This is a genomic window from Hydrogenovibrio thermophilus (genome assembly GCF_004028275.1).
Lineage (GTDB): Bacteria > Pseudomonadota > Gammaproteobacteria > Thiomicrospirales > Thiomicrospiraceae > Hydrogenovibrio > Hydrogenovibrio thermophilus.
This window is the reverse complement of sequence record NZ_CP035033.1, coordinates 1,162,123-1,186,571: the sequence shown is the minus strand read 5'-3', so window position 1 is coordinate 1,186,571 and position 24,449 is coordinate 1,162,123. Positions and strand designations below refer to the sequence as shown.

The 24,449-nt window shown below is 52.0% G+C and carries 22 protein-coding genes and 2 riboswitches; of the genes, 9 read left to right on the top strand and 13 right to left on the bottom strand.

Going from position 1 to position 24,449, the window contains the following annotated elements; translation table 11 throughout:
- Window positions 1-263 precede the first annotated feature (263 nt).
- The 4 genes from EPV75_RS05490 to EPV75_RS05475 all read right to left on the bottom strand — a co-directional run bounded on the left by EPV75_RS05490 (window position 264) and on the right by EPV75_RS05475 (window position 5,526).
- Window positions 264-1,838: a peptide chain release factor 3 gene (locus EPV75_RS05490; RefSeq protein WP_128384729.1), complete on the bottom strand. Its 1,575-nt coding sequence runs from the start codon at window positions 1,836-1,838 to the stop codon at window positions 264-266.
- Window positions 1,839-2,373: 535 nt separating this feature from the next.
- Window positions 2,374-2,448: riboswitch (cyclic di-GMP riboswitch) on the bottom strand.
- 374 nt (window positions 2,449-2,822) lie between these two features.
- A complete protein-coding gene (locus EPV75_RS05485) occupies window positions 2,823-3,503 on the bottom strand; it encodes a response regulator (RefSeq protein WP_029937826.1) in 681 nt (226 codons plus the stop codon).
- A gap of 13 nt (window positions 3,504-3,516) precedes the next feature.
- Complete coding sequence (locus EPV75_RS05480; protein WP_225972415.1) at window positions 3,517-4,956, bottom strand: ATP-binding protein; 1,440 nt, start codon at window positions 4,954-4,956, stop codon at window positions 3,517-3,519.
- Window positions 4,957-4,968: 12 nt separating this feature from the next.
- Window positions 4,969-5,526 carry a cytochrome b gene (locus EPV75_RS05475; RefSeq protein WP_128384728.1) on the bottom strand — a complete coding sequence of 186 codons (558 nt, stop codon included), beginning with the start codon at window positions 5,524-5,526 and terminating at the stop codon, window positions 4,969-4,971.
- A gap of 411 nt (window positions 5,527-5,937) precedes the next feature.
- On the opposite strand from EPV75_RS05475, the gene EPV75_RS05470 reads away from it, so the two are divergent.
- The 7 genes from EPV75_RS05470 (at window position 5,938) to EPV75_RS05440 (ending at window position 12,877) form a co-directional block, all read left to right on the top strand.
- Window positions 5,938-6,369, top strand: coding sequence for a DUF1841 family protein (locus EPV75_RS05470; RefSeq protein WP_128384727.1), 432 nt, complete (start codon window positions 5,938-5,940; stop codon window positions 6,367-6,369).
- Window positions 6,370-6,381: 12 nt separating this feature from the next.
- The gene (locus EPV75_RS05465) at window positions 6,382-6,654 is read left to right on the top strand and encodes a hypothetical protein (RefSeq protein WP_225972414.1); all 273 of its coding nucleotides are present in this window, start codon (window positions 6,382-6,384) and stop codon (window positions 6,652-6,654) included.
- A 60-nt stretch (window positions 6,655-6,714) separates the two neighbouring features.
- Window positions 6,715-7,242 carry a DsrE/DsrF/DrsH-like family protein gene (locus EPV75_RS05460; RefSeq protein WP_225972413.1) on the top strand — a complete coding sequence of 176 codons (528 nt, stop codon included), beginning with the start codon at window positions 6,715-6,717 and terminating at the stop codon, window positions 7,240-7,242.
- A 223-nt stretch (window positions 7,243-7,465) separates the two neighbouring features.
- A riboswitch (cobalamin riboswitch) is annotated at window positions 7,466-7,684 on the top strand.
- 356 nt (window positions 7,685-8,040) lie between these two features.
- Window positions 8,041-9,888 carry a TonB-dependent receptor plug domain-containing protein gene (locus EPV75_RS05455; protein WP_128384726.1) on the top strand — a complete coding sequence of 616 codons (1,848 nt, stop codon included), beginning with the start codon at window positions 8,041-8,043 and terminating at the stop codon, window positions 9,886-9,888.
- A 3-nt stretch (window positions 9,889-9,891) separates the two neighbouring features.
- Window positions 9,892-11,391 carry a cobyric acid synthase gene (locus tag EPV75_RS05450; RefSeq protein ID WP_225972412.1) on the top strand — a complete coding sequence of 500 codons (1,500 nt, stop codon included), beginning with the start codon at window positions 9,892-9,894 and terminating at the stop codon, window positions 11,389-11,391.
- The gene (gene cobO, locus EPV75_RS05445; protein ID WP_128384725.1) at window positions 11,388-12,005 is read left to right on the top strand and encodes a cob(I)yrinic acid a,c-diamide adenosyltransferase; all 618 of its coding nucleotides are present in this window, start codon (window positions 11,388-11,390) and stop codon (window positions 12,003-12,005) included. Before EPV75_RS05450 ends, cobO begins: the two co-directional genes overlap by 4 nt.
- The gene (locus tag EPV75_RS05440; protein ID WP_128384724.1) at window positions 12,005-12,877 is read left to right on the top strand and encodes a cobalamin-binding protein; all 873 of its coding nucleotides are present in this window, start codon (window positions 12,005-12,007) and stop codon (window positions 12,875-12,877) included. Before cobO ends, EPV75_RS05440 begins: the two co-directional genes overlap by 1 nt.
- A gap of 9 nt (window positions 12,878-12,886) precedes the next feature.
- Here the strand turns inward: EPV75_RS05440 and EPV75_RS05435 are convergent, their stop codons facing one another.
- The 5 genes from EPV75_RS05435 to EPV75_RS05415 form a co-directional block, all read right to left on the bottom strand.
- Complete coding sequence (locus EPV75_RS05435) at window positions 12,887-13,105, bottom strand: hypothetical protein (protein WP_128384723.1); 219 nt, start codon at window positions 13,103-13,105, stop codon at window positions 12,887-12,889.
- Between the two features lie 3 nt (window positions 13,106-13,108).
- The gene (gene kdsB, locus EPV75_RS05430; RefSeq protein WP_128384722.1) at window positions 13,109-13,882 is read right to left on the bottom strand and encodes a 3-deoxy-manno-octulosonate cytidylyltransferase; all 774 of its coding nucleotides are present in this window, start codon (window positions 13,880-13,882) and stop codon (window positions 13,109-13,111) included.
- Window positions 13,883-13,930: 48 nt separating this feature from the next.
- Window positions 13,931-14,131: a Trm112 family protein gene (locus EPV75_RS05425; protein WP_029937813.1), complete on the bottom strand. Its 201-nt coding sequence runs from the start codon at window positions 14,129-14,131 to the stop codon at window positions 13,931-13,933.
- A gap of 54 nt (window positions 14,132-14,185) precedes the next feature.
- Window positions 14,186-15,172, bottom strand: a complete 987-nt coding sequence (lpxK, locus tag EPV75_RS05420) for a tetraacyldisaccharide 4'-kinase (protein ID WP_225972411.1) — start codon at window positions 15,170-15,172, stop codon at window positions 14,186-14,188.
- A 90-nt stretch (window positions 15,173-15,262) separates the two neighbouring features.
- Window positions 15,263-17,743 carry a DNA internalization-related competence protein ComEC/Rec2 gene (locus EPV75_RS05415; protein ID WP_128384720.1) on the bottom strand — a complete coding sequence of 827 codons (2,481 nt, stop codon included), beginning with the start codon at window positions 17,741-17,743 and terminating at the stop codon, window positions 15,263-15,265.
- Between EPV75_RS05415 and EPV75_RS05410 the strand changes: the two genes are divergently transcribed.
- Window positions 17,744-18,283 (top strand): DUF2062 domain-containing protein, encoded by a 540-nt coding sequence (locus EPV75_RS05410; protein WP_029937810.1) that lies wholly within the window; start codon window positions 17,744-17,746, stop codon window positions 18,281-18,283.
- Between the two features lie 48 nt (window positions 18,284-18,331).
- On the opposite strand, the gene EPV75_RS05405 is transcribed toward EPV75_RS05410, so the two are convergent.
- Both EPV75_RS05405 and EPV75_RS05400 read right to left on the bottom strand, forming a co-directional pair.
- Window positions 18,332-20,719 carry a Lon protease family protein gene (locus EPV75_RS05405; protein WP_128384719.1) on the bottom strand — a complete coding sequence of 796 codons (2,388 nt, stop codon included), beginning with the start codon at window positions 20,717-20,719 and terminating at the stop codon, window positions 18,332-18,334.
- A 203-nt stretch (window positions 20,720-20,922) separates the two neighbouring features.
- Window positions 20,923-22,140: an ammonium transporter gene (locus EPV75_RS05400; protein ID WP_029937808.1), complete on the bottom strand. Its 1,218-nt coding sequence runs from the start codon at window positions 22,138-22,140 to the stop codon at window positions 20,923-20,925.
- 176 nt (window positions 22,141-22,316) lie between these two features.
- On the opposite strand from EPV75_RS05400, the gene EPV75_RS05395 reads away from it, so the two are divergent.
- Window positions 22,317-23,255: a 1-aminocyclopropane-1-carboxylate deaminase/D-cysteine desulfhydrase gene (locus tag EPV75_RS05395; RefSeq protein WP_128384718.1), complete on the top strand. Its 939-nt coding sequence runs from the start codon at window positions 22,317-22,319 to the stop codon at window positions 23,253-23,255.
- Window positions 23,256-23,348: 93 nt separating this feature from the next.
- On the opposite strand, the gene EPV75_RS05390 is transcribed toward EPV75_RS05395, so the two are convergent.
- Complete coding sequence (locus EPV75_RS05390) at window positions 23,349-23,585, bottom strand: hypothetical protein (protein ID WP_128384717.1); 237 nt, start codon at window positions 23,583-23,585, stop codon at window positions 23,349-23,351.
- 233 nt (window positions 23,586-23,818) lie between these two features.
- The gene (locus EPV75_RS05385) at window positions 23,819-24,415 is read right to left on the bottom strand and encodes a c-type cytochrome (protein ID WP_128384716.1); all 597 of its coding nucleotides are present in this window, start codon (window positions 24,413-24,415) and stop codon (window positions 23,819-23,821) included.
- Window positions 24,416-24,449 lie beyond the last annotated feature (34 nt).

Here is a 24,449-nt window from a genome sequence, read left to right as displayed (position 1 = left end):
CCGTGCTTTTTGACACAATTTCGTAAAATTAACTACACAAACCATACCACATTTTTGCAAAGAGTCAAAATTTTTTCTAACGAATCAATTGGTTACGAATTGGAATTCAAATAAACATAACTAGGCCTGGTCATTTCTTTGAAACCACAGCGTTTTATGGATACAAAATTTGAAGCACCCGATTCAATAAATATCGGGGGGAACATTTGGAAAGAATCGCAAAAGCCCGCTTATAGCGGGCCGAGTTATCGAAATAGAATGAATCAGTGTTCGCGCGTGGCGACAAATTGCAGGTTAGGCCAACGCTCTTCCATCAAGGACAGGTTGACACGTGTCGGCGCGATGTACACCAACTGGTCGGCCGCATCGTAAGCGACGTTCTCTTTGACTTTGTCGAGGAACTTATCGATTTCCGCTTTATCGCCCAGCACCCAACGTGCCGTGCTCACATTCACCGGCTCAAACAAACAGGATACGTTGTACTCGTCTTTCAATCGTTGCGCCACCACTTCGAACTGAAGCACCCCGACCGCCCCGAGAATCAGGTCGTTATTGGCAATCGGTCGGAACAACTGGGTCGCCCCTTCTTCAGAAAGCTGCGTCAAGCCTTTTTGCAGGGCTTTCATTTTCATCGGATCTTTCAACTGGGCACGGCGGAACAATTCCGGCGCAAAGTTCGGAATCCCGGTGAACTTCAGCGCTTCACCCTGAGAGAAGGTATCGCCGATTTTAATGGTGCCGTGGTTGTGCAAACCGATGATATCGCCCGGATAAGCCACCTCGGCCTGATCACGCTTATTGGCCAGGAAGGTAATCGCTTTGGCGATTTTGACATCCTTGCCGATACGGACATGCTTTAGCGTCATGCCTTTTTCGTAGCGCCCGGACACAATGCGCATAAACGCCACACGGTCACGGTGTTTCGGGTCCATATTGGCCTGAATTTTAAAAACGAAACCGGTCAATTGTGGCTCGTCGGATTCCACATAACGCTCGTCAGTGCCGCGCCCAACCGGTGCCGGCGCATAATCGGCAAACCCATCCAATAATTCTTGAAGCCCGAAGTTATTCACCGCGGAACCAAAGAAAACCGGGGTCAATTCCCCTTTCAGGAAACGCTGCAAATCGAACTCATGGCTCGCACCTCGCACCAATTCGATTTCCTCGCGCAATTCTTCCGCCTGACCGCCCAGCTTGGCATCCAACTCCGGGTTATCCAGCCCGGCGATCAACTCACCCTCGGACGCATTCAAACCGTCGGCGGATTCGAACAAACGTACCGTATCGTTATACAAATGGTAAATCCCTTTAAAACGCTTGCCCATACCAATTGGCCAGGTCATCGGCGCGCACTCGATTTTCAGTACGTCTTCGACTTCATCAAGTAACTCAATCGGCTCCTTACCTTCGCGGTCCAATTTGTTGATAAAAGTCAAAATCGGCGTATCCCGCAAACGACACACTTCCATCAATTTGATGGTGCGGTCCTCGACCCCCTTCGCCACGTCAATCACCATCAGGGCGGAATCCACGGCGGTCAGGGTACGATAGGTATCTTCCGAGAAGTCTTCGTGCCCCGGCGTATCCAACAGGTTGATCATGACATCGCGATACGGGAACTGCATCACCGAGGACGCAACGGAAATCCCTCTTTCTTGCTCCATTTTCATCCAGTCGGAGGTTGCGGCGCGGTCGGTTTTCCGGCTTTTAACGGCACCGGCCATCTGAATGGCGCCCCCGTAAAGCAACAGTTTTTCCGTGACTGTGGTTTTACCCGCATCCGGGTGGGAGATGATCGCAAAAGTGCGTCGTTTGTTGGTTTCAAGCTGCAGGGACATAACTTCTTCTTGGCTTCTTATCGCTTATTGCTGTCGGGTTGTTTAAGTTCTATTTCGATACCCGATGGCTAATTAGGTCCAAACACTAAAAACACCAGGCCTGGTAGTTTTGGTTATTCAACGGGTCGAATGTGCGACGGATTATACCCGATTAGCGTTTTGATTCCTAAAGGTATTCGATATTCAAATGCGCGGTAAAGGTGACGGAAAGCATTTTTGACGGGCAAAAAAAGAGGGCTTAAAAAAGCCCTCAAAATAATTTCCCCCAGTGTGGTATTCCCACGTCAGAAATGGGAAAGGGGAAATTCAGTTGCACTCTGAACAAGGTAAAAATTTGATACACATTCCAAGCGAGCGATCTTCCGAAGGGAAATTCGAACATTTCAATTCGCAACGAAAAATGGTTAAACCAAAAACGAATTGAACCGGATCGATTCGCTTAACAGAATGAAGCGTCAGAAATAAACGGAAAACAGGAATATGAAAAAGGAAGACTTAAGCAGCTTGCTAAAAGCTGTGACCTGAACGGTCTGAATAAGGCAACCCGGCCATCTCCGAGAGATCCGTGGCTTTCTGTCTTCGCCTCGCGACGAATTTAGCTTTATCAAATTAAGATGGTGAAATATTAAGACATCGAAAATAAAAACACAACGTTTTTTTAAAAAAAATTTACTCTTTTAGGGCACCTCGATTAATCCCCAATGAATTCTGGCAACGCCAAGTTTGTCAGATCAAGGCGTGAACGTGAAGGAATGTCTAGACCTTGCAAACGTTCACAACGCAGAACTGACGAACTTGGCCAAGCCCCTTCGGGCGGGGCTTAAAGACCACTTCTTCGTTGTTACGACTCTTAGCCATAGAATGACTAAGGCCGGCGAGTCGCGCCTAGAATAAGTAGCCTTTAAGTCCCGCAGAATTTTATTCGGGGTTAATCGAGATGCCCTTATTTTCGCAACAATACTTAAACGTTTTTCAGACCAAAAATCACGCCAGCATTTCGAACTTATAGCCCACGCCGTATACCGAGTGAATCAGCTCCTTATCGGTCAACTCTTCGGCCAGCTTATGGCGCAGTTTCTTGATGTGACTGTCAACGGTTCGATCCGACACCACGCGATTATCCGGATAGATACTGCCAATCAATTGGGTACGGGAATAAATACGACCGGGCGACTCGCTCAACAGCTTCAAAATGGCAAACTCCACCAATGACAACCCCACGGTCTTACCTTGATAACGCACTTGATAACGTTCCTCGTCCATTTGCCAGATGTCGTCGTTCAAGTGTTCATTATGGTTCGCACTGCGCCGAAGCAGGGCCTTAACCCGCGCCAGCAGTTCCCGAGGGCTGAAAGGTTTACACACATAATCGTCTGCACCGAGCTCCAAACCGAGAATCCGATCGATTTCTTCTACCTTGGCCGTCAGCATAATAATGGGCACTTGGCTGAAGGCGCGCACTTCTTTACAGATTTGCAATCCGTCCTTGCCCGGCAACATCACATCCAACAACACCAAGTCCACTGAATGCTTTTTCACCCAATCCACGACGTCCAAACCATTGTCAATCACCTTTACCTTAAAACCGCTGTCTTCAAGGTATTCCTGCACGATATTGGCGATTTTGATTTCATCTTCCACCACGAGAACCGTTTGTGCTGTCATGTTGTTTCCTTTTTTAAAGCGGTAAACGTACCGTTACTTTGATGCCGCCCAGCTCGGATTGACTGGCCGATACCTCGCCCTGGTGCGCCTGAACAATTTGCTGAACAATCGCCAATCCAAGGCCCGCCCCACCGTGCCGACGGCTGCGTGACCCTTCGGTTCGGAACAGGCGTTCAAACAGATGCGTCAAATCGTCCGGTTCAACGGTCGGAGCCGAATCGGTGATGTCCAACTGCACATGTTTGGCGTCGCAAATCAGCGCCACATCGATTTGCCCCGGCTGTTGATCTTTATCGGCTTGCACCGCATCGGTATAAGCGATGCTGTTCAACAGCAAATTGGTAATCATCTGCTGCAAGCGGGATTCATCCCCGTTGATTTCACACTTATCCGCCGGCAAGGTCAAGGACAGTTTCAAGCCCTTCTCCTGAATGGCACCTTCCACTGTTTCCAGCGAACGCGACAGGATTTCCTTGAAGGACACCCGGTTCATTTTGTAGTGCAAACCACCGACATCATTCAAGGTCACCTGATAAAGATCATCCACCAAGCGGTTCAACAACATCACCTCTTCGTAGATTTGCTGGAGATTACGTTCCGTTGCAGGACGAATGCCGTCTTTGATGGCTTCCAAACTGCCTTGCAACACCGTCAAAGGCGTGCGTAGTTCATGGGAAATATCCGCAATCCACTGATTACGACTTTGCTTACTTTGCTCCAAGGTCGCCGCCAAATGATTGAAGTCCTGCTGAAGTTGCCCCAGTTCGTCGGAACGGTTCTGTTTCAACCGCGTCGAGAAATGCCCTTGCGACAGACGGCGCATCCCGCGTGTGATTTTCCGAATCGGTATCAGGAAATGGCTGGCGAACGGCAACAGGAACAACAGAGCCAAAAGGGTGACCAGAATGGCACCCCAGGTAAAAATAAAGGACTGATTCTGAGCAAACTCAATATCCGACTTATCGGTCAACTCTTTACGGTGATTGTACCCCAGGTGCCCCGCTTCCTCGCGATCCACACGGATACACTCCACCATTCCGTTTTCCGTCGGCGGCGGCCCGACAATCAGCTCGCCATCCTTACTCATCAAACTGACGCGGCTTTCGAATTCATCGGGATGAATTTTCAACAAAGTCGGGTATTCACGCTCCAACAGAATGTCCATCGGAATATAGGTATGTGTCAAATCCACCCGGTGCGAGGCCGTCAGCAAACGTTGCCAGACACCCAAATCAATGTCTTTGGTGTCGAAGATGCCCTTTTCGTCCATATAGACTTCGATGTTGTTTTTCAAACGTTCCAAACGCAACTGGTCACGTTTATCGACGTATTTGACCATGGTGTCATGCAACAAATACTGGTTGCTCCACACCATCGCACCGAGCATCAGAAACCCGAAGCTCAGCAACACCAGAATCAGTTTAAACCTTAAGGAAATCTTCATCGGAAACATGCTAGAACACGCTTATTCTTGCGGTGCTTTACGCCCCAACATACGCATCAAGGTGGCATCCTTATACACAAAGTGATGCTTCCAGGCACCGGCAATGTGCAACAAAATTGCCGCTGGCAAAATGAATTGCCCGGCAATGGCGTGCACCGCTTTGGCGATTCCGCCGATGGTTTCGTTTTCCGGCACGATTTGCGGCATGATGAACCAACCGAAGACCGACACTTCATGTCCGCCGGCATTGGACATCATCCAACCGGACAACGGCATCAAAATCAAACCAAGGTACAAAAAACCGCGAACGATATGCGCCAACACTTCTTCGGAACGTTTCGAGGCAATTACCGCCGGGTTTGGCGAGACCTTCAACCAAACCAAACGGATCACCACCAGCCCAAGCAGAATCACCCCCAAGGCCTTATGAATGTCATACAGTTCGAATTTCCCCGGCGACTTCGGCAGTCCGGCCATGTAAATCCCCAAAGCGATCAAGCCAATAAATAACAGTCCACTGATCCAATGGTTGGCTCGAGTCACTAAACCATAGGCGTCCGCCGAATTTTTCATGCTCATCTATTCTCTCTCCGAATGATGTTAGAAGAGAGCCTTACTCGAAATGATTTCACGGCTAAAAATGGCTAAAATCCGCCTTCTCTTCGTTGAAAAACTTGCGAATAGCTTGCTATTCGCTGCGTTTTCCGTCTTGATTAGACAAATTTTATCTCATTTTTAGCTCGCGTCTCATCCGTTCAAAGCTCTCTAGAAGGGTTAAACTGGGTTAACGTTGTATTTTACGCGATTATTTCGAATCATCAGTATAGGTTTCGATTGTTACATAAATGTGCAAAGAGTATGAAGCCGCGCCCACACCGCCGTTCAGGCCTGGCGACTTTCCGTACAGTCTTCTAAAAAACTCAAAAACCGTTCCGAACAAAAGTCGTTTTCGGTACACTATGCCCCATTGAAATCAAACTTTTTTCGACCATGTTTTATACCACCGAACGCGACAAAATGCGCCAGTTTTACGCCGATACCTGGCGTAAGGCTACCCAAAACGACCCCTTGGACGCCATGGAAACCCGTGTGGCCCGAGTGATTGAAATGCACCCGGAATACCATGCCATGCTCAACAACGAGAAACATCTGGGCAGCGATTACCTGCCGGAAATGGGCGAAACCAACCCATTTCTGCACATGGGCATGCATTTGGCGCTGCAGGAACAGGTAGCCTTGGATCGCCCGGCCGGTATTCAAGCCGTTTACCGGCAACTCGGTGAACAACTGGGCGATGTTCACGACACCGAACACGCCATGATGGACTGCTTGGGCGAATCGCTTTGGCAAGCCCAACAAAACCAGGGCATGCCGGATGAAGACGCTTATTTAAGCTGTTTGCAAAATTTACTGAAATCCTAATTGGGAGCGCTTATGTCAAACGATGCCAAACCACAGGAAACCGTACCGGCAAAAAGCCGTTTCGAACCGTCGCGCCAGCCGCCTTTGAGGCGTGCCCTACGCAATGCGATACTCATTGCCCTCGTCGTCGGCATCGTCACCCACCTTCAAGACTCCACGCCGCAGGAAAGCTTGATGTCGGCGCTGTTCACGCTCGTTATCGTTCTGCCCGCCTTGTGGTTGTCTTATGGTTTGACGCAAAAAATGCTGGCCCCGTCCGACGAGCAGAAACCAAGCGATTCCTAACAGAAGTTCCTAAAACGGCCAGGCCTGGCCATTTTTAAGACAACGCACAAGGATGTTCCCATGACCGACACAAATGCAATGCCTGACACGGCGAGTTTCAGCATCATTCAATCCAAAGGTTCTTTGGATTGGTCTTACCCGCCGATGATTCTTGCCAGCAGCGCGGTGGCCATGGGCAAAGACGTGGAAATCTTCTTCACCTTCTACGGCATCAACTGCCTGTTGAAAGACACCACCCGCCTCAAAGTGTCCCCGGTCGGCAATCCCGGCATGCCGTTGAAAAGCCCCATCGGGCCCAATTGGCTGCAAACTGTTGACTGGCGCTTTCTACCGGACATCGTCTGGTCGCTGCCTGGCATGACAAGCGCCGCCACCTGGATGTTTCACCGCACCCTGCAGAAACACGGCCAACTGCCTTTCGATGAAATGCGCGCCCTCTGCCAGGAACTTGGCGTTAAATTCACCGTCTGCCAGATGAGCATGGAACTGCTCGGCTATCAGCCGGAAGACTTAATCGACGGTTTGGAATTTGCCGGCGCCGCCACCTATTTTGCGCAAACCCCACAAGAACAAAGTCTGTTCATCTAATATTGAATTTCATTCATAGAGAGCTTTGCACGAGTAGGACGCGAAGAAAAAATGAGAGAAAATTTGGCTGATTGAGGCGGAAAACTGGCTAATAGCCCGCTATTAGCCAGTTTTTCAACAAAAATCAGACGGATTTTAGCCATTTTTACTCGTGTATCTATCTCGTGTAAAGCTCTCTCATACTAGCTTGAATTAAATTTAATTGATAAACCACATCAAACCTTTTAATATTTGCCCTTCAGGTGCGCGGCCATTCGCATGGATGGCAACGCGTTAAACGGGAAACTGGTGCGAAGCTCACGTTTAAGTGATCTTCCAATCCAGTGCTGCCCCCGCAACGGTGATAGAGAAAACCAGACCCCATGCCATTGAAGCATTGCTTTGAGAAGGCGTCTGCGAATTGCTCTTCAGCCCGGATACCGGCCTGACAGTAAACGACAAAGATGTCACCAAACCGATTGCGGTGGGCAATACGGCAGGTATTTCTAGGCTTCGTTCGCAATGCTCCTTTAGCAACGACCCTTTATCTGTTTTTACGGCAACCCGTCTGATGCGGCCGCCGTAAACCGTTTTGCCTTCGTTATTAGAAATCTCCTTAAAGAGATTTCAAACCCGAATGTTTCATGAATTTGTGCTGAGATTGCGCAGGACATTGGCTTCACAAGGAAATTTCTGAAGAAGTGTCGTATCAATGATTACGACCGACTGAAGAAATATTGCTTGTGGAATCAAGGAACCAGCAAGGTCAGTGTAAATTTGTGGAATATTCGGGTTCTGATCCAAACGAAGGAACTTTCCATGACCCCTAAAGTAACATGCAAACTCAGTCCAATTTCGATTGGCCTGGCTTCCGTGCTATGCGCCGGCCAACTACAGGCGGCCGAAACTCAATCGCTCGATAAAATCATCGTGTCCGCAAACAACACCGACCAAAGCGCTCATTCGGTCACCGCCGATTACGATGTCATTACCCGACAGGAAATCGAAGAAAAACAATATAAAACCCTGGCCCAAGCGCTGAAAACTGTGCCGGGCGTCACCGTCAAAAGCAATGGCGGTTATGGCACAACCACCTCCATCTTCATGCGTGGTCAAAGCAACAACGCCACCTTGATTATGGTGGACGGCATTGAAATGACCAACCCGATGGGCACCGGCGGCGCCATTATTTCCTCCTTGCTGTTGGGCGATGTGGAACGCATTGAAATCATCAAAGGTCCGCAATCCGGTGTGTGGGGTGCCAACGCCTCGGCCGGCGTCATCAATATCGTCACCCGTCAAGCGCAAAACGTAGCGCAATTCAGCCTGGAAGGCGGCACTTACAACACCCAACGTTTGAATACGGTCTTGGGGGCTTCCAGCGATAAAGCCGACTTCCTATTCACACTTTCAGATCTTTCCACCGACGGCTTCTCGGCCGTACGTCCATATCATCATTCCAACGACGGTTTGGAAGACGATGCCTTCCAACAAACCGACGTTTCCATGAAAATCGGACTCAAACCGGTGGCCGGTCATCGTCTGGAAGCCTTTTTGAAAAACACCAGTTCTTCCAGTCAATATGACAGCAGCACCAATCCGGATGCGGCCGGAACCTTTTATGAAAGCGACTACAGCAACACCATCAAAAAACTGAGCTATCAATACGAGCAAAATGACCTCAACGCATCGATCTACTGGCTGGAAAACGAAATCGATCAATATAATGACGGCCAGCTCACCGAATACGGTGCCAAAGGCCATTACGAATACGCCGCCAATCAACGACTGGCCGCCAGCCTGACCTCTAAGGAGTTCGAAGGCACCAACAGCTCCTCGGGTGACACCAGTCGCTATTACAACACCGGCGTGGCGCTGAACAACACCAACCAATTCAACGGCAACCGTCTGATCATTACCGAAGCCCTGCGTTATGACGAATTCAGCAAATTCGACAACAAAGTCACCGGAAAGGTCGGCATTAAAAACTACTTTACCGCGGACATTTACGCCAGCGCTAACGTTGGAACGGCCTATAACGCCCCCACACTCTATCAAGTGACCTACGGTGCCACTCACGACCTGCAACCGGAAGAAACCGAAGCCTACGACATCACTCTGGGCGCTTACGGCTTGGAAGTGACCTATTACCAAACCGAAACCAAAAACCTCATCAATTACGGCGGCACCTGGCCGAACGATTACTACGAGAACCTGTCCGGCAAATCAAAATTCAACGGCGTGGAAGCCTCCTACCAAACCGATATCAAGGCCATTCACACCGACTTAAAACTCGGTTATACCTACCAAAGCGCCAAAAACGACGACGATCAATGGCTCAGCCACCGTCCGGAACAACAAGCGTCATTGCAAATCGACAACTACAGTTTGGCCGGGTTACATCTGGGATGGGAAACACGTTACATCGGCACCATGTACGACAAAGTGGATAAACAAGGCGCTCAAATCGGCGAATACTTCGTCACCGACCTCACCGCCGATTACGCCCTCAACAACCATTTCACCCTGTACGGAAAAGTCTTGAACCTGTTCGACGACGATTACACCAGTGCCGTGGCCAGTTACGAAAGTGACGGCACCACGCCCGCCTATGTCTATGGCAATGGCGGCACACAAGTGTCGTTCGGTTTGCGAGGGACTTTCTAGCCGATGTCCGCGCGCTGTTTGATGGTTCAAGGTTGCACCTCCGATGCCGGCAAAAGCACGCTGGTCGCCGGGTTGTGCCGCCTCTATGCCCGGCGCGGCCATCAAATCGCTCCGTTCAAGCCGCAGAATATGGCTTTGAACAGCGCCGTCACGGAAGACGGCGGCGAAATCGGCCGTGCCCAGGCATTGCAAGCCCAAGCGGCCGGTGCATCCTTATCGGTACACATGAACCCGATATTGCTGAAACCCAACAGCGATACCGGCGCTCAAGTCATCCTGCAAGGGCAAGCCATCGGCCAGCTCAACGCGCAAGACTATCATCGCTACAAACCCCGGGCCGCCAACGCGGTTTGGGTTTCCTTTCAAAAGTTGTCCGACCAATACGACACCCTGTTTGTCGAAGGCGCCGGCAGCCCGGCCGAAGTCAATCTTCGACAAGGCGATATCGCCAATATGGGCTTTGCCGAACAGGTTGATTGCCCGGTCATTCTCATCGCCGACATCGACAAAGGCGGCGTGTTCGCTCACATCGTCGGAACGCTGGCGTGTCTGACACCTTCTGAAAGGAAACGCATTCAAGGTTTTGTCATCAACCGCTTCCGCGGTGACATCGCCCTGTTACAAGACGGGCTCGACTGGCTCGAAAAACGCACCCGAAAACCGGTGCTCGGCGTCCTGCCCTATCTGCACGACTTAAAACTCGATGCCGAAGACGCCATTGCAGTGGCCGATGTCACCGACACAAAAATCACCAGGCCTGGTGGTTTTCAAGATTCGGCCAATCACAGGTTCAAAGTCGTCTGCCCGCTGTTGCCGCACATCGCCAATCATACCGATATGGACCCACTGCAATGGCACCCGGACATCGACTTTCAATGGATCAAGCACAATGAAGCCATTCCCCCTGCCGACCTGATGATTCTGCCCGGCAGCAAAAACGTGGCGTTTGACCTGGCCTGGCTCAAACAACAAGGCTGGGAAAACGCCCTGAAACGCCACCTTCGCTATGGCGGTAAAGTCATCGGCCTCTGCGGCGGGTTGCAAATGCTGGGCTATAAAATCTACGACCCGGACCAACTGGAATCCACCCAAACGGAAATGAACGGTTTCGGCTGCTTCCAGTACGAAACCATCTTGAAACCGCGCAAACAGTTGAAACGCCATTCGGGTCATTTGAATTTCGGGGCCAAGGCCCCGATTTCCGGTTATGAAATCCATCAGGGCGAGACCGATTTCAGCGGTTACGCACCGGCCCTCAACTGGGAATACGATCTAAGGGACGGTGCCCTTTCCAAAGACAACCAAATCCTCGCCACCTATTGCCACGGCTTATTCGACCATCCCGAAGGCCAAAAAAGCCTGTTAGAATGGGCAGGGTTAAGCGACGCCGCCACTTTCCATCTGGACCAGCACCGGGAAACCCAACTGAACCGCCTGGCCGACACCCTGGAACAGCATTTGGACATTGAAAAAATCGACAGTATCTTAGGACAGAAAGCATGACCCACTCAGCCACAACCGACAAGCGGAACCAATACCACAAAACCCGCATGGAGCGTAAAAAAGCCCAAATCGATGCTTCTATTGCCCGTGCTCAGGACGAAAAAGGCGTGTTGCTCGTCATCACCGGTAACGGCAAAGGCAAATCCACCTCCGCTTTCGGTATGGTGGCCCGCGCGCTTGGCCACGGCTTGAACGTCGGCGTTTGCCAGTTCATTAAAAGCCGGACCGACACCGGAGAAGAAGCTTTTTTCAGCGCCCATCCCAACTGCGAATGGCACGTGTTAGGCGACGGGTTCACTTGGGACACCCAAAACCGCGAACAGGACATCCGCACCTCCCGAAAAGGCTGGGAAGTCGCGATGGGCATGCTCACAAACCCACGTTACGACTTGGTGGTACTGGACGAACTCACCTACCTGCTCAGTTACGACTACCTCGATCAAGACACCGTACTGGATGCGCTTCTGGCCCGCCCGGAAAACCAACATCTGGTGGTCACCGGCCGGTCGGCACTGGCGGAACTGCGCGACATCGCCGACACCGTTTCCGAGATTCGCGATGAAAAACACGCTTATACCGCCGGCATCAAAGCGCAAAAAGGCGTCGACTACTGATGCTTTCGCGGCACACGAGCTGGATTCCCCTGCTGTTCGGCTTTCTGATTTATGGTCAGGCCTGGCCTATTTGGGCGGCTGACGGTGCGCAACGCATCATCTCCTTGGCGCCGCATTTGACAGAGCAAGTCTATAGCGCCGGAGCCGGTGACAAGCTGGTCGGCGTCATCGACTATTCCGATTACCCCGACGCCGCCAAAACACTCCCGTCAGTCGGAAACTTCGCCCACTTGAACATCGAGAAAATCGTCGCCCTCAAACCGGACTTGATTCTGGCCTGGCAGTCCGGCAATCGCATGAAAGATTTAGACAAACTCAAACAACTGGGCCTGAACGTCTGGACAACCGATACTCACCGTCTGTCGGATATTCCCCGCCAAATCCGCGCCATTGGTCAACGCGCCGGAACCGAGTCGCAGGCAATCCCCGCCGCGCAAGCCTTGGAACAGACCCTGACCACACTGAAATCACGCTATCAAAATACGCCGGAAATTCGCGTTTTTTACCAAATTTGGGCCAAACCCTACATCACCATCAATCGTGATCAGTTTATCAGCCAAGGGATCGCGCTTTGTCATGGCCGCAATGTGTTTGGAAACCTGCCCAGCCTGTCGGGCGAAGTGAGTTTGGAAAGTATTTTGAAAGCCGACCCGCAGGTGATTCTGCTGGGCGGTTACCCGGAAAAACAGACCCTCTGGCAGCAGGCCTGGCAAAAAGTCCCCGGCCTGACCGCCGTTGAGAAACATCAAATTTACCCGATGGTCAGCGATTGGTTACAGCGCCCGACGGCGCGTTTCATCAACGCCTTGCCGGAGGTGTGCCAAACATTGGACAAGGCTCGGGTCGCCTATGGACTGAAGGGTTACAACTAAGAATCGACGTTAGGAATCGGCTGACATTTGACCGACAAAGAAATACAGCATGTAAGCGGCGTACATGACGACCATGACAATACTGAACAAAGTGATGGGACGAATGCCTTCGTCCTTGATTTCAATGCCCTGCGACGCCAGTTTTCGACGTCGGAAATGACGTTTCAACATCCAGTAAACGAAATAAATCAACGCCAGCACCGTCAGGATATTCAGCAACTTCCCCATGCGTTAAGCCTCGAAAACCGCTGACGCCATTTTGGCACGCACCCGCACCAAATCCGCTTCGGTATCCACACCGACGCCGGCATCGCATTCCGCATCCAATACCAGAATACGCTCGCCGTGCCACAGCACCCGAAGCTGCTCCAATTTTTCCACCTGTTCCAAGTCACACTCCGGCCATTCCACATACCGCTTCACAAATCCGGCACGATACGCGTATAAACCGATATGGCGCTTATAGGCCCAATTGGCGGGCAAGGTCTTGGACTCGGCGCCAAAGGTGTCACGCGACCACGGCATGGGTGCGCGCGTGAAATTCAACGCAAAATTCTGGCAATCACGAATCACCTTCACCGCATGCGGATCAAACACGGTTTCCACATCTTCAATCGGCTCACAGAGCGTTGCCATCAAAGTATGCGGGTGGCTTTCCAGCCCGGCCGCCACTTGATGAATCAACGCCGGTGGCAACATCGGTTCGTCGCCCTGAACATTGACGATAATCTCATTTTCCGACAACCCCAACTGCGCCACCACTTCGGCAATGCGTTCGGTGCCAGACTGATGTTGATCGGACGTCAGACAGACTTCCGCCCCGAACCCTTCGCACACGGCTTGCACCTGTTCACACTCGGTGGCGATTACCACGCGTTCGGCACCGGATTTCTTGGCCTGCATCCAGGTCCAGGCAATCATTGGACGACCGTTGATTTCCATCAAAGGTTTTCCGGGCAAACGGGAGGATTCAAAACGGGCGGGAATAATGACAGTAAACGACATAGGTTGCGGCGAGTCTCTCAATAACAAAGCAAAGCGTTCGGCTTTGGATTAACGTTTCAATTTGATGTAGTGTTCTTTTTCTTCCGGCGTCAATTCGCGGGCTTCTTCTTCCAGCATAATCGGAATGCCGTCGCGAACCGGGTACGCCAGATTGGCGGCGGTCGAAATCAACTCCTGCTTGTCCTTATCAAACTGCAAGTGGGTTTTGGTCACCGGGCAAACCAGTATGTCGAGTAATTTCGGATCCATAAAATCTCTTAGCCTCTTTTAAGCGTGAACGGTCAGCTGGGCTGGCGGCAGATTTCAAATCGTGAAATCATAATGCCCCAGCCGTTGAAACAGACGATGCGTAAAGTCATCCGGGCATTTGGGGCGCAATTCGAGATACCACCAGTTCGCCTGTGCGAATGCCCGACATTTTACCGCATCTTTCTCGGTCATAAGCAAGGGTTTTGAACTTTCGAAGGCGGCAAAATCATCCGGTTGGAAAGCATGATGGTCATCAAAGCCCTGCGTGTCCGCCTGGATACCCAAGTCCGCCAGTGTACTGAAAAAACGCTCCGGCGATCCGATACCGGCCACGGCATTCACTCGATCGCCTTTAAAGGCTTGCAACGGCAAGGTCATTTCCGGCTTCGCCACCAACCGGAATCGATGCGGCACCAGCTCCATCACCGTACTGGTATCGGCCTGAAGCTCGGCCGCATCGCCGCCGTTCCAGACCACATAATCCACCAAGCCCAATCGCTTTTTCGGCTCCCGTAACGGCCCCGCAGGCAAACACAACCCATTGCCGAGCAGACGTTGCGCGTCCATCAACACGATTTCAATGTCTCGCGCCATGGCGAAATGCTGCAAGCCATCGTCACTGATAATCACATCCAACTCATGTTTCGATTCCAACAAGGCAATGGCTTCAGGACGGCTTGGCGACACCGCAATCGGACATTGCAACGAATGCGCCAGCAATACCGGCTCGTCGCCCACCATCGCCGGATCGGAATGCTCGGTGACCCACTGCGGCCAATGGCGCGATTGCCCGCCATACCCCCGGCTAACGATGCCGTAACGAATCCCGTGGGCTTTCAGCTCACGTCCCAGCCATTGGATAAACGGCGTTTTACCGGTGCCCCCGACCACGATATTGCCGACCACAATCACTTGCGCCCGGCTGCGGCGAATCGGCGGTTTGCGCACAAAACGCGACAAACGGTAAGCGGCCACGCCACACGTCAACTGGCTTAACGGCCACAACAGTGCCGTTTTCCAAGATCGTGTCGGGGGTTTCATCCAGAAATCCGGCCAGCTCATTCTTACCCTTTCTCTCTTCTATCCGTTGACTATTGGTTTCATTGATCGATTATCCAAACCGTTTTACGATTACTGCCCGGCTTTATCACGCGTTTCGGCAAACGCCTCGCACTCGTTGGCATACCAACGCGGACGTGCTTGCCGTGCGCTATTCACAAAGTGCAAAGACGACGGGTGAATCCGTTCGGAATCGAGGGTTATTTTATACTGAATCGCGCCGCGACAGGCAGTATTTCGCCAGGGAATCCCCTGCGCCTCTAATCGCTTCAACACCGTTTCGGTTGGAAAATGAAACCGATTGGCAAAACCGCTGGAAAACACTACTTCCTGCGGTGACACCGCGTTTAACCAGGCCTGGGACGTCGACGTACGGCTGCCGTGATGCCCAGCCACCAGTAAATCCGCCTGCAATTCATCCTCATAGGCCGCCACCAGCGGTTTTTCCATACGCTCGGTCAAATCCCCCGGCACCAAGACGGTTCCCACACCATTGGTGACCCGAAGCACACAAGACGCATCGTTATCGTTCGTCGGCTGCGGCAAAGAATCGGCCGGAGACAAAATTTCAAACCGTACACCGGAAAACGACCAGGCCTGGCCGTTTCGGCAAGGTTGAAACACCGCTTGCTCCAGTCCTTGATTCAATACCTTCGCCTGGCCGGACACCGCCTCTGTCACGGCCATATCCTGCAATAACGATGCCACGCCGCCGGCATGGTCCGAATCGGAGTGGCTGACAATCAACAGCTCCAGCGTCGAACGGTTTTGCGATTTCAAATAGGGTAACAGCGCCAGTTTCGCGCCGTCCATTTTGTCACTCCAGCGCGCGCCAGTATCGTACACCACGGTGGCGGTTTCGGTTTCAAACACCAACGCCTGTCCCTGCCCGACGTCCAACACCGTCACCCGAAATTCGCCTGGAGCCAACACCGGCTTGAACGGATGCCACAGAAAAACCACCGTCAGCCCGACCAACGCCACACCGCCCAACCATTTGCGTTTCTGACCGTCGACAGTTCGTACGCCGGCCGTCCAGAAAAACACCGCGTATAACAACACAATTTGCCAGGCCTGAAGCTGACCGATCACCCAAAATCCCAACCGGTCGGAAATCCATTGCAGCGCCCACCACAAGCCGCTCCAAAGCTGGTCGTTCAACCACATCAGCCCATGCGTCGCAGTGTCGGACACAAAACTGACCAACACCGTCAAAAACAACAGCGGCAGTCCCAACAAACTCACAAACGGCACCGCCAGCAAATTGGCTAGAAAGCTGCCCAAAGCGATCTGGTGATAATACCCGCCCAATGCCGGCGCCAACCCGACGGTCAGCCCCAGTTGAATCCACAGCAGCTTTTGCCAGCCTGGCGCCCGTTGCACCGTCGGCGAACGCAACACGGTAAAAATAATCGCCACTGCGGTGAAGGATAACCAGAACCCCTGGCTCAACACTGACGGCGGATGCCACAGCACAATCAAAAACGCCGCGAGTGCCAACGCCGACCAAGGCTGGAATTTTCGGCGAATCAACACGAACAACAGCACTGTCACCACCATCAACCAGGCGCGCTGCGTCGGAATCGAAAAACCGGCCATCGCCATATAGAGTGTGGCCATCAGAATGCCGCCCCAACTGGCAAAGACGATTTTCGGCGTGTGCCACCACCATGCCCAATTCGTCCAACGAATTCCCCAACGCCAGATCCAACCGAACAAGGCAAATCCCAAACCGGCGATAATGGCGATATGCAAACCGGAAATCGCCATCAAATGGATGGTGCCGGTACGTTGCATTATGCGCCAATCTTCAGCCCCGATATCGCTTTTATCGCCGTCTATCAGCGCCTGAAACACCCCTTGAAACGGGGACTCGGCGAACAGCCGCTGCAGATGATCCGCCAGCTCATTACGCAACCCGAAAACACCAGCCTCGGACAGTCGGACCGGCGCGACGCCTTTATCCAGCACATAGCCATAGCCTTGCACGCCTTTTTGGAATAGATAGGTTTCGTAATCGAAAGCCCCCGGATTCAGGCTGGCATGGCGTGGTTTTAACTTAATTTGAAAACGCCAGACCTCACCGCTTTTCGGCACCGTCTCGGCGTCATACCAACTCAACTGAACCGTCGGTTGCCAAAACGACCAGGCCTGGTCAAATTTAGAGCTTTCCTCCGTCAGGCGTTGCAGTTCAAACAGAAACTTCACACGGGAAGCTTGCCCCTTTTCGGTCAGCACAGTCACCTGCGGCAGATCCACCACTTTTCCAACGACGGTAACCGGCTTAAAATAAATCGCGTTTGGTAACCTGTCTGTCAAAAAAGAATGTGAAAATACCCAGATATAGCCAAAAAGAAGGCCTATAATAATAGGGCTGATAACCGCTATAAGGACGTGATTGACCGGTTGTTTCAACCGAGCGAATCGAAAGATTGCCCAGCCAGACACCAATCCCGCAAATAGCCAGACAAGCGACCAGCCACTCGGAAAGGTCCCAAGCTGATAAAAGGCATAAACACAGCAGACAAAACCCAGTACGAAGTAACGAAACATATGCCGAAGAAGATATTTAAAAAATACGCGCCCAATCCTGACAAAATCAAAAACATGAAGGGACTCGGGTTTCTGGCGAAATGGATCGGAAATCCCAACCTATGGCACATTCACCGCCACAGCACCGCCAAGGCGTTTGCCAACGGTCTTTTCTGGATGTCGATTCCCATTCCGTCGCAAATGGTGACCTCTGCGATCACCGCCATCCTGATTCGTGCCAACCTGCCCTTGAGTGTCGCACTGGTTTGGATCAGTAACCCACTCACCATGCCACCCATTTTCTATTTTAATTACCTGGTCGGCACCTGGATACTCGGCACCGAAGCCGAAGCCTCTCTGCATTTTGAAATGAGCTGGGACTGGATTGTCACCACCTTAGACGAGCTCTGGCTACCGCTTTACCTCGGCAGCATCACCGTCGGCACCGTTCTCGCCGTCACCAGCTATTTCGGACTGCACTTATTCTGGAAAATTCATGTACGCCGTTCCTGGGAACGCCGCATGCAGCAACGCCGCGCCAAAGCGGCGCAAGAATCCTGAGGCGACCTTAGCCGCCTAAGCCGATTCGGCTCCGCAACGACCAACACCTCAATGATGGTGGTCGGAATCCTTCTCGTTCATTTTTTCCAATGATTTCATCACTCGGGCATTGATACTGCCTTCCGGGAAGGTGCCGTCTTCACGTTCCTCACCCACCGGCATATCGGTCAGCAAGCCCAGCGCATCGTCAATATGGCTCATGGCATACACATGGAAATCGCCCTTTTCCACCGCTCCGCGGACTTCGGCGTTCAGCATCAAGTGCTTGGTATTGGCTTCCGGAATGATGACGCCCTGCTGCCCAGTCAGACCACGGGCCTTACAGACTTTGAAAAAACCTTCGACCTTTTCGTTCACCCCGCCAATCGGCTGGATTTCACCGAACTGGTTGACCGAGCCGGTGACCGCGATGTCCTGGCGTAACGGTACTTGTGACAAAGACGAAATCAAGGCCAGCAATTCCGCCGAAGAAGCACTGTCGCCCTCCACACCGTCATACGTCTGCTCCATCACGATGGACGCACTGAATCCGAGCGGCTTCAACTTCATATAACGACCACGCACATACCCGGATAGAATCAACATCCCTTTGGAATGAATCGGCCCGGCCATTTCGATTTCGCGCTCGATATCCACCACACCTTCATCGCCAGCGGAAGCCTGAGCAGTGATGCGCACCGGCTGTCCGAAAGACTGGCGCCCCACCGTCAACACGGTCAAACCGTTGACCATGCCGACATGATGGCCGGATACCTTAATCAACACTTGCTCTTCGATAATCGCACGATGGTAGTAATCTTCCATCAACCCGGTATGGAAATCCCGTTGCAGGATGGTGTCTTCGATAATTTCGCGGGTCACCTCGCCCTTATCATGGGCACGGGCAAACGCATTGGCTTCGGCCAGGACATCGCGCAAAATGGCTTTATTGGTGTACAGACGCCCTTGCGATTCCACCAAACGAGACGCGTATTCAATCAACCGTTCCAGCGCAGACGGACGCACCGGCAAATCTTCCCAGGCCTCGACCTCGGAAGCCAATTGTTTCGCCAGCACCAGTTCATGCTCCGGTGTGCGCTCCAACTCGACCTCGAATTCCACCTGCACCTTGAACAGGCGATTGAATTGCGCATCGATTTCCTGCAACGCATAGAAATGCTGCGCCTGACCAATCAACACTAAGGTCACATCCAACGGATAATCCGGTAAATGGTACGGCACGACACTGCTGGAAGACGGAATTTCAAACGTCAATCGCTTACTCATCAAGGCCGCTTTCAGGTGCGACCAGATTTCCGGGTCTTTCAACACCGACTGCACGCTCAACATCAGAAAGCCGCCATTGGCTTTTTGCAATAACCCGGCCTGATGGTTCATCGCCAGAGTCAAGGTATCGGTCGCATTGGCGCTGGCCGAATTGATGGTGTAACCGAACAGTTTCGGCATGGTCGCATTCTGCTCGTAAATCACCGGGGCGTGTTTTAAACCGGAATGATCGATCAGCAGGTTCACCTCGAACACCGACATGCCGGACTGCTCCGCCAGCAATTCTTCCATCGAGGTCTGCGCCGCGCTGGTGACCTGCTCGGCGGACTGGTCCCAGAACAAATGCAGCTTAGAAACAATCGCTTCTTTCAACGAATCCAGATAGTCTTTGATTTTCGGGTTTTCACCGAATTCCATTTTCAAGGAATCGACCAAAGGTTCCAAATGTTCATTGGCCACCTGAGTATTCAGTTTTTTGCCGGCGTCCATGAATTCATGCTGCAGGAATGGGAAATGGGTCAACCCTTTATTCAAGGCCTCTTCCACCTGATCCAAACCGTCCATGAAATAACGTTGCAACGGTTCGTCGAGTTTTTTCAAGTCCGCCATCCGCAAACGTTCGCCTTCCACCACCGCGAATAGAACGAAATTATTTTCGTTCTGCTGCACTTCGATATTCAAGGACTCCGCCAAATCCAGCGCCGGCTCCAAGGCACTTTCCTGTTTCTGGGCCAACTCGTTTTCCAACTGCTGGTTTTTTAGCTGATAGGCATGGCCGTCAAACACCACCGGCAACTGGGTTTTCAGCTGGGTAATCAGCTCTTCCACCGCCTGCTTGAAACCGTGCCCATGTCCGGCCTGGAAATACAGGTACTGGGTTTTATTGGCTTCGCTGAAATCCGACACCAAAACAACGTCCTGTGGAATGTCCTTTCGCTTGGCCGCTTCGCGCAACATCGATTTGGTCATGCCGATGCGCCCGACCCCCGGTTCGCCCATAATGAAGATATGGTTCTGATTGCGCTTCAAATGCAACCCGAAGTTCAGCGACTGAAATGCACGCGGATGAAAGCGTTGCATGAATTCCTTGGTATCGGATTCGCTGACGTGAAATTCTTCGGAATTGATTTGAGTAAAACGGTACAGCTCAGGTGCAGATAATTTACGCATAGATGTGAGTTATATTATGGGTCCCACCGCATGAAACGGCTTTCCGTAGGTTGATATAAACAAGCGGGCGTTTCGTCCGAAACGCCCGCTTGAAAGGCCGAGATTTTTTCTATAAACGTTATTATAGAAGATACGCCCGAGTTTTTTGAAAAAGCCGCCGTCTTTCTGCAAGACAATGCATTTCAAGACGGCTGATGGCCTCGTTAAAACTCTTCTCGTGGTGGATTGGCGTGGATTTTATGAATCGACAAATCCGCGCCTTGATACTGGTCTTCATCGCTCATGCGCAACGTCATCAACTTATTGACCAGCCAATACACGATGAAACCGCCAATCAAAGCCACACCCACACCGGCCAAGGTGCCTAGAATTTGCGACATCATGGCCACACCGCCCAGGCCGCCCAAGGCAGTGCTGCCGAAAATACCCACCGCAATCGCGCCCCAAACGCCGCACAAACCGTGCAACGGCCAGACACCCAACACATCGTCCACTTTCAAAGTTTTCTGTGTCCAAGTAAAGGCTTTCACAAACAAAGCCCCCGCCACCAAACCGATGACCAACGCGCCCAACGGACTGACCACGTCGGAACCGGCACAGATGGCCACCAAACCGGCCAAAGGTCCGTTGTGAATAAAGCCCGGGTCTTTATCGCCCACGACCGTCGCCGCTAGGATACCGCCGACCATCGCCATCAGAGAGTTCATTGCGACCAACCCCTGAATGCCTTCGACGGCTTGTGCCGACATCACATTAAAGCCGAACCAGCCAACCGACAGAATCCAGGCACCCAATGCCAAAAACGGAATGCTGGACGGCGGATAAACGTGTTGCATTTTACCTTGTGCGTTATAGCGATTATGACGGGCACCCAGAATCAAAATCGCCGCCAAGGCAATCCAGCCACCCACCGCGTGAACGACAATGGAACCGGCAAAGTCATGGAAAGGCGCACCATAGGACGATTCCAACCAGGCCTGGAAGCCGAAGTTACCGTTCCAGGCCATGCCTTCGAACAACGGATAAATGAACGCCACCGTCAAAAAAGTCGCCAACAGGACCGGATAGAAACGGGCGCGCTCGGCAATCCCGCCGGAGACGATGGCCGGAATCGCCGCGGCAAACGTCATCAGAAAGAAGAATTTCACCAGCTCGTAACCGGATTTTTCGGTCATGGCCTGAGTCAATTGACCGTCCAGGTTGAAACCAAGGAATACGCCGTAAGCGACTCCGTAACCGATGAAAAAATACGCCACGGTCGACACGCCCAGATCGGTCATGATTTTCACCAGCGCGTTTACCTGATTCTTATGTTGAACCGTTCCCACTTCCAAAAAAGCAAACCCGGCGTGCATGAACAGCACCAGAATCGCCCCCAGCAAAATGAACAGCACATCCAAACTTGTGGTCAATTGTTCCATTTCTTTCGTCCCTGTTGATATGTTTTCTTATATGTAAAAATCGCTATAAATTGTGGGCGTATTTTACCAAAACTTCTGTGACAGGAAAAAGAAACCCTTTATGACCTTATCACCTTTGATTTTATGACCGACGTTCTTCGGCCGTTTCGCAAACCACAGTGCGGTATCATAGACGCATGCCTCACACATTAACGCCCGATTACCGCACAAACGACAGTCCCATGATGGCTTTGGAGCATCCGCTTTTCGCCGACCACGGCATCAAAGTGTGGATGAAACGCGACGACCTCAACCATCCGACCATTCAAGGCAATAAATGGCATAAACTGAAACATAATCTGGAAGCTGCCAAAGCGGCCGGAAAATCGACTTTATTGACCTTCGGCGGTGCCTATTCCAATCACATCGCCGCCACGGCGGCGGCCGGACAGGCCTACGGGTTCCAAACCATCGGTTACATTCGCGGCGATGAATTAGCCGGCCGACCGGAGCGTTGGAGCCACACCTTGCTCACCGCACAGCAGAACGGCATGCAGCTGCACTTTTTGTCCCGCTCGGATTACCGGCTAAAAACCCAATCGGATTTTCTGGACACACTGTCCGCCAAGCACTCGGAGGCTTATATTCTGCCTGAAGGCGGCACCAACCAAGCCGCCGTACAGGGCTTTAAAACGCTCAGCCAGACGATTGAATTCCAATGCCCAAATTGGACACACCTTTTCACCGCCGTTGGCACCGGTGGAACACTGGCAGGCCTGGTGAAATTTGCCACGCCGAATCCTCAACGCCATATTTTAGGCGTCGCCAGTTTGAAACAAGCCGACTACCTGATTCCGGACATCGAAAGCCTCAGCGGTGTCTCATATAATGCCGCCCATTCGCCCAATTGGCGTTTGCTCACCGAGTATTGTGGCCCGGGATACGGTCAAACCGCCCCCGACATCGAGGCAGCGCAACACTGGTTTGAAAGCCAGTTTCACATTCCGTTGGATTCGGTGTACACCAACAAAATGGTGTACGGCTTTCTGCAAGAACTGCAATCCGGCCGACTCCCAAGCGGCTCGAAAGTGGTGCTGTACCATTCCGGCGGTCTGCAAGGAAACCCGAAAACGTAAAAAGCCCGGCAAGGCCGGGCTTTCTTATTATTATCCGCCGACATCGTCATCGGCGTTCCTTCTAGCGTCAATCAATCGTTGAAGACTGGAACCTTAATTGTTTTGCATGGATTCCTTGGCTTCGTCAACTTTATCCTCGGCGGCATCCGCCGCGTCACCGGCCGCGTCCTTCAAATTGGACACAGCATCAGCGGCCGATTCTTTTGCATCTTGCAAGCTTTCTTTCATGTCTTCTTGTGGGTCGTCACTGCACCCCACCAAAGTCATTGAACCGAACGCCATGGCCAAGATCATTGCAAAAGAAGTCAGTTTAGATTGATTCAAACGCATAAATTCTCCTTTTGGTTTTATGCCAAAGTTTTAAATAGGTAAATCCGTCCGAAAGGCTTCAAAACACCCTTCGCAAAACGACTTTACTGGTCGCGAGTATAACAAAAAAACGGCCGGGAGAATATTGAAGAAAGACTGACATTGTCGTCTTGAATACGCCGAGTGGCGATTGAAGGTGCGAGTTCAGGTGAACACACCTGAACTCATGACTGAAAGGATTGAATGCGGCGCTCTTAAAACGTCGTGATGTATTCCGATACGGTGACGATTTCGTCATCCGTCAGCTGCTGGGCATTCGGAATCATCATCGCACTCATGGCGCCCTTCTGCTTGCCGGCCTTATAGTCCATCAAACTGGCGACCAAAGCGTCTTTCGACTGCCCCGCCAATTGCGGGCCAACACCGCCTTCACCGGAACCGCCATGACACCCGGCGCAAGTCGCATACAATTCGGCACCGGCCGGACCGCTTTGAGCCGCTTCGGTCACCGCTTCTTCGCTCGGCGTCTCTTCCACCGTGGTTTCAATCACCGTGGTCGCCTCATCCGCCGGAGCCGCAGCCTGCTCCGCCTCCTGTTGGGCGGCGGCCGCTTCTTCGGATAATGGTTCCTTATCCGGCTGCGCATCCATCAATTGCTTGTCTTTGACGTCCATCGTCGATGGCTGATTGGCCGCAGGCGGTTTGATGTCCGAGCCGGTTTCACTGCCAATCACCGGTTGATCGGTGGAGGTGGCTTCTTCGAGTTGCTTGGCGTCGTCACTGCAAGCGGTCAAGCCCAAGGCGAGCAAACAAGCCAGAGACACGGCGCCTAGAGAGAAAGAGTTAAACATAAGTCGATTCCTTAATCACTATGAAACAGAAATG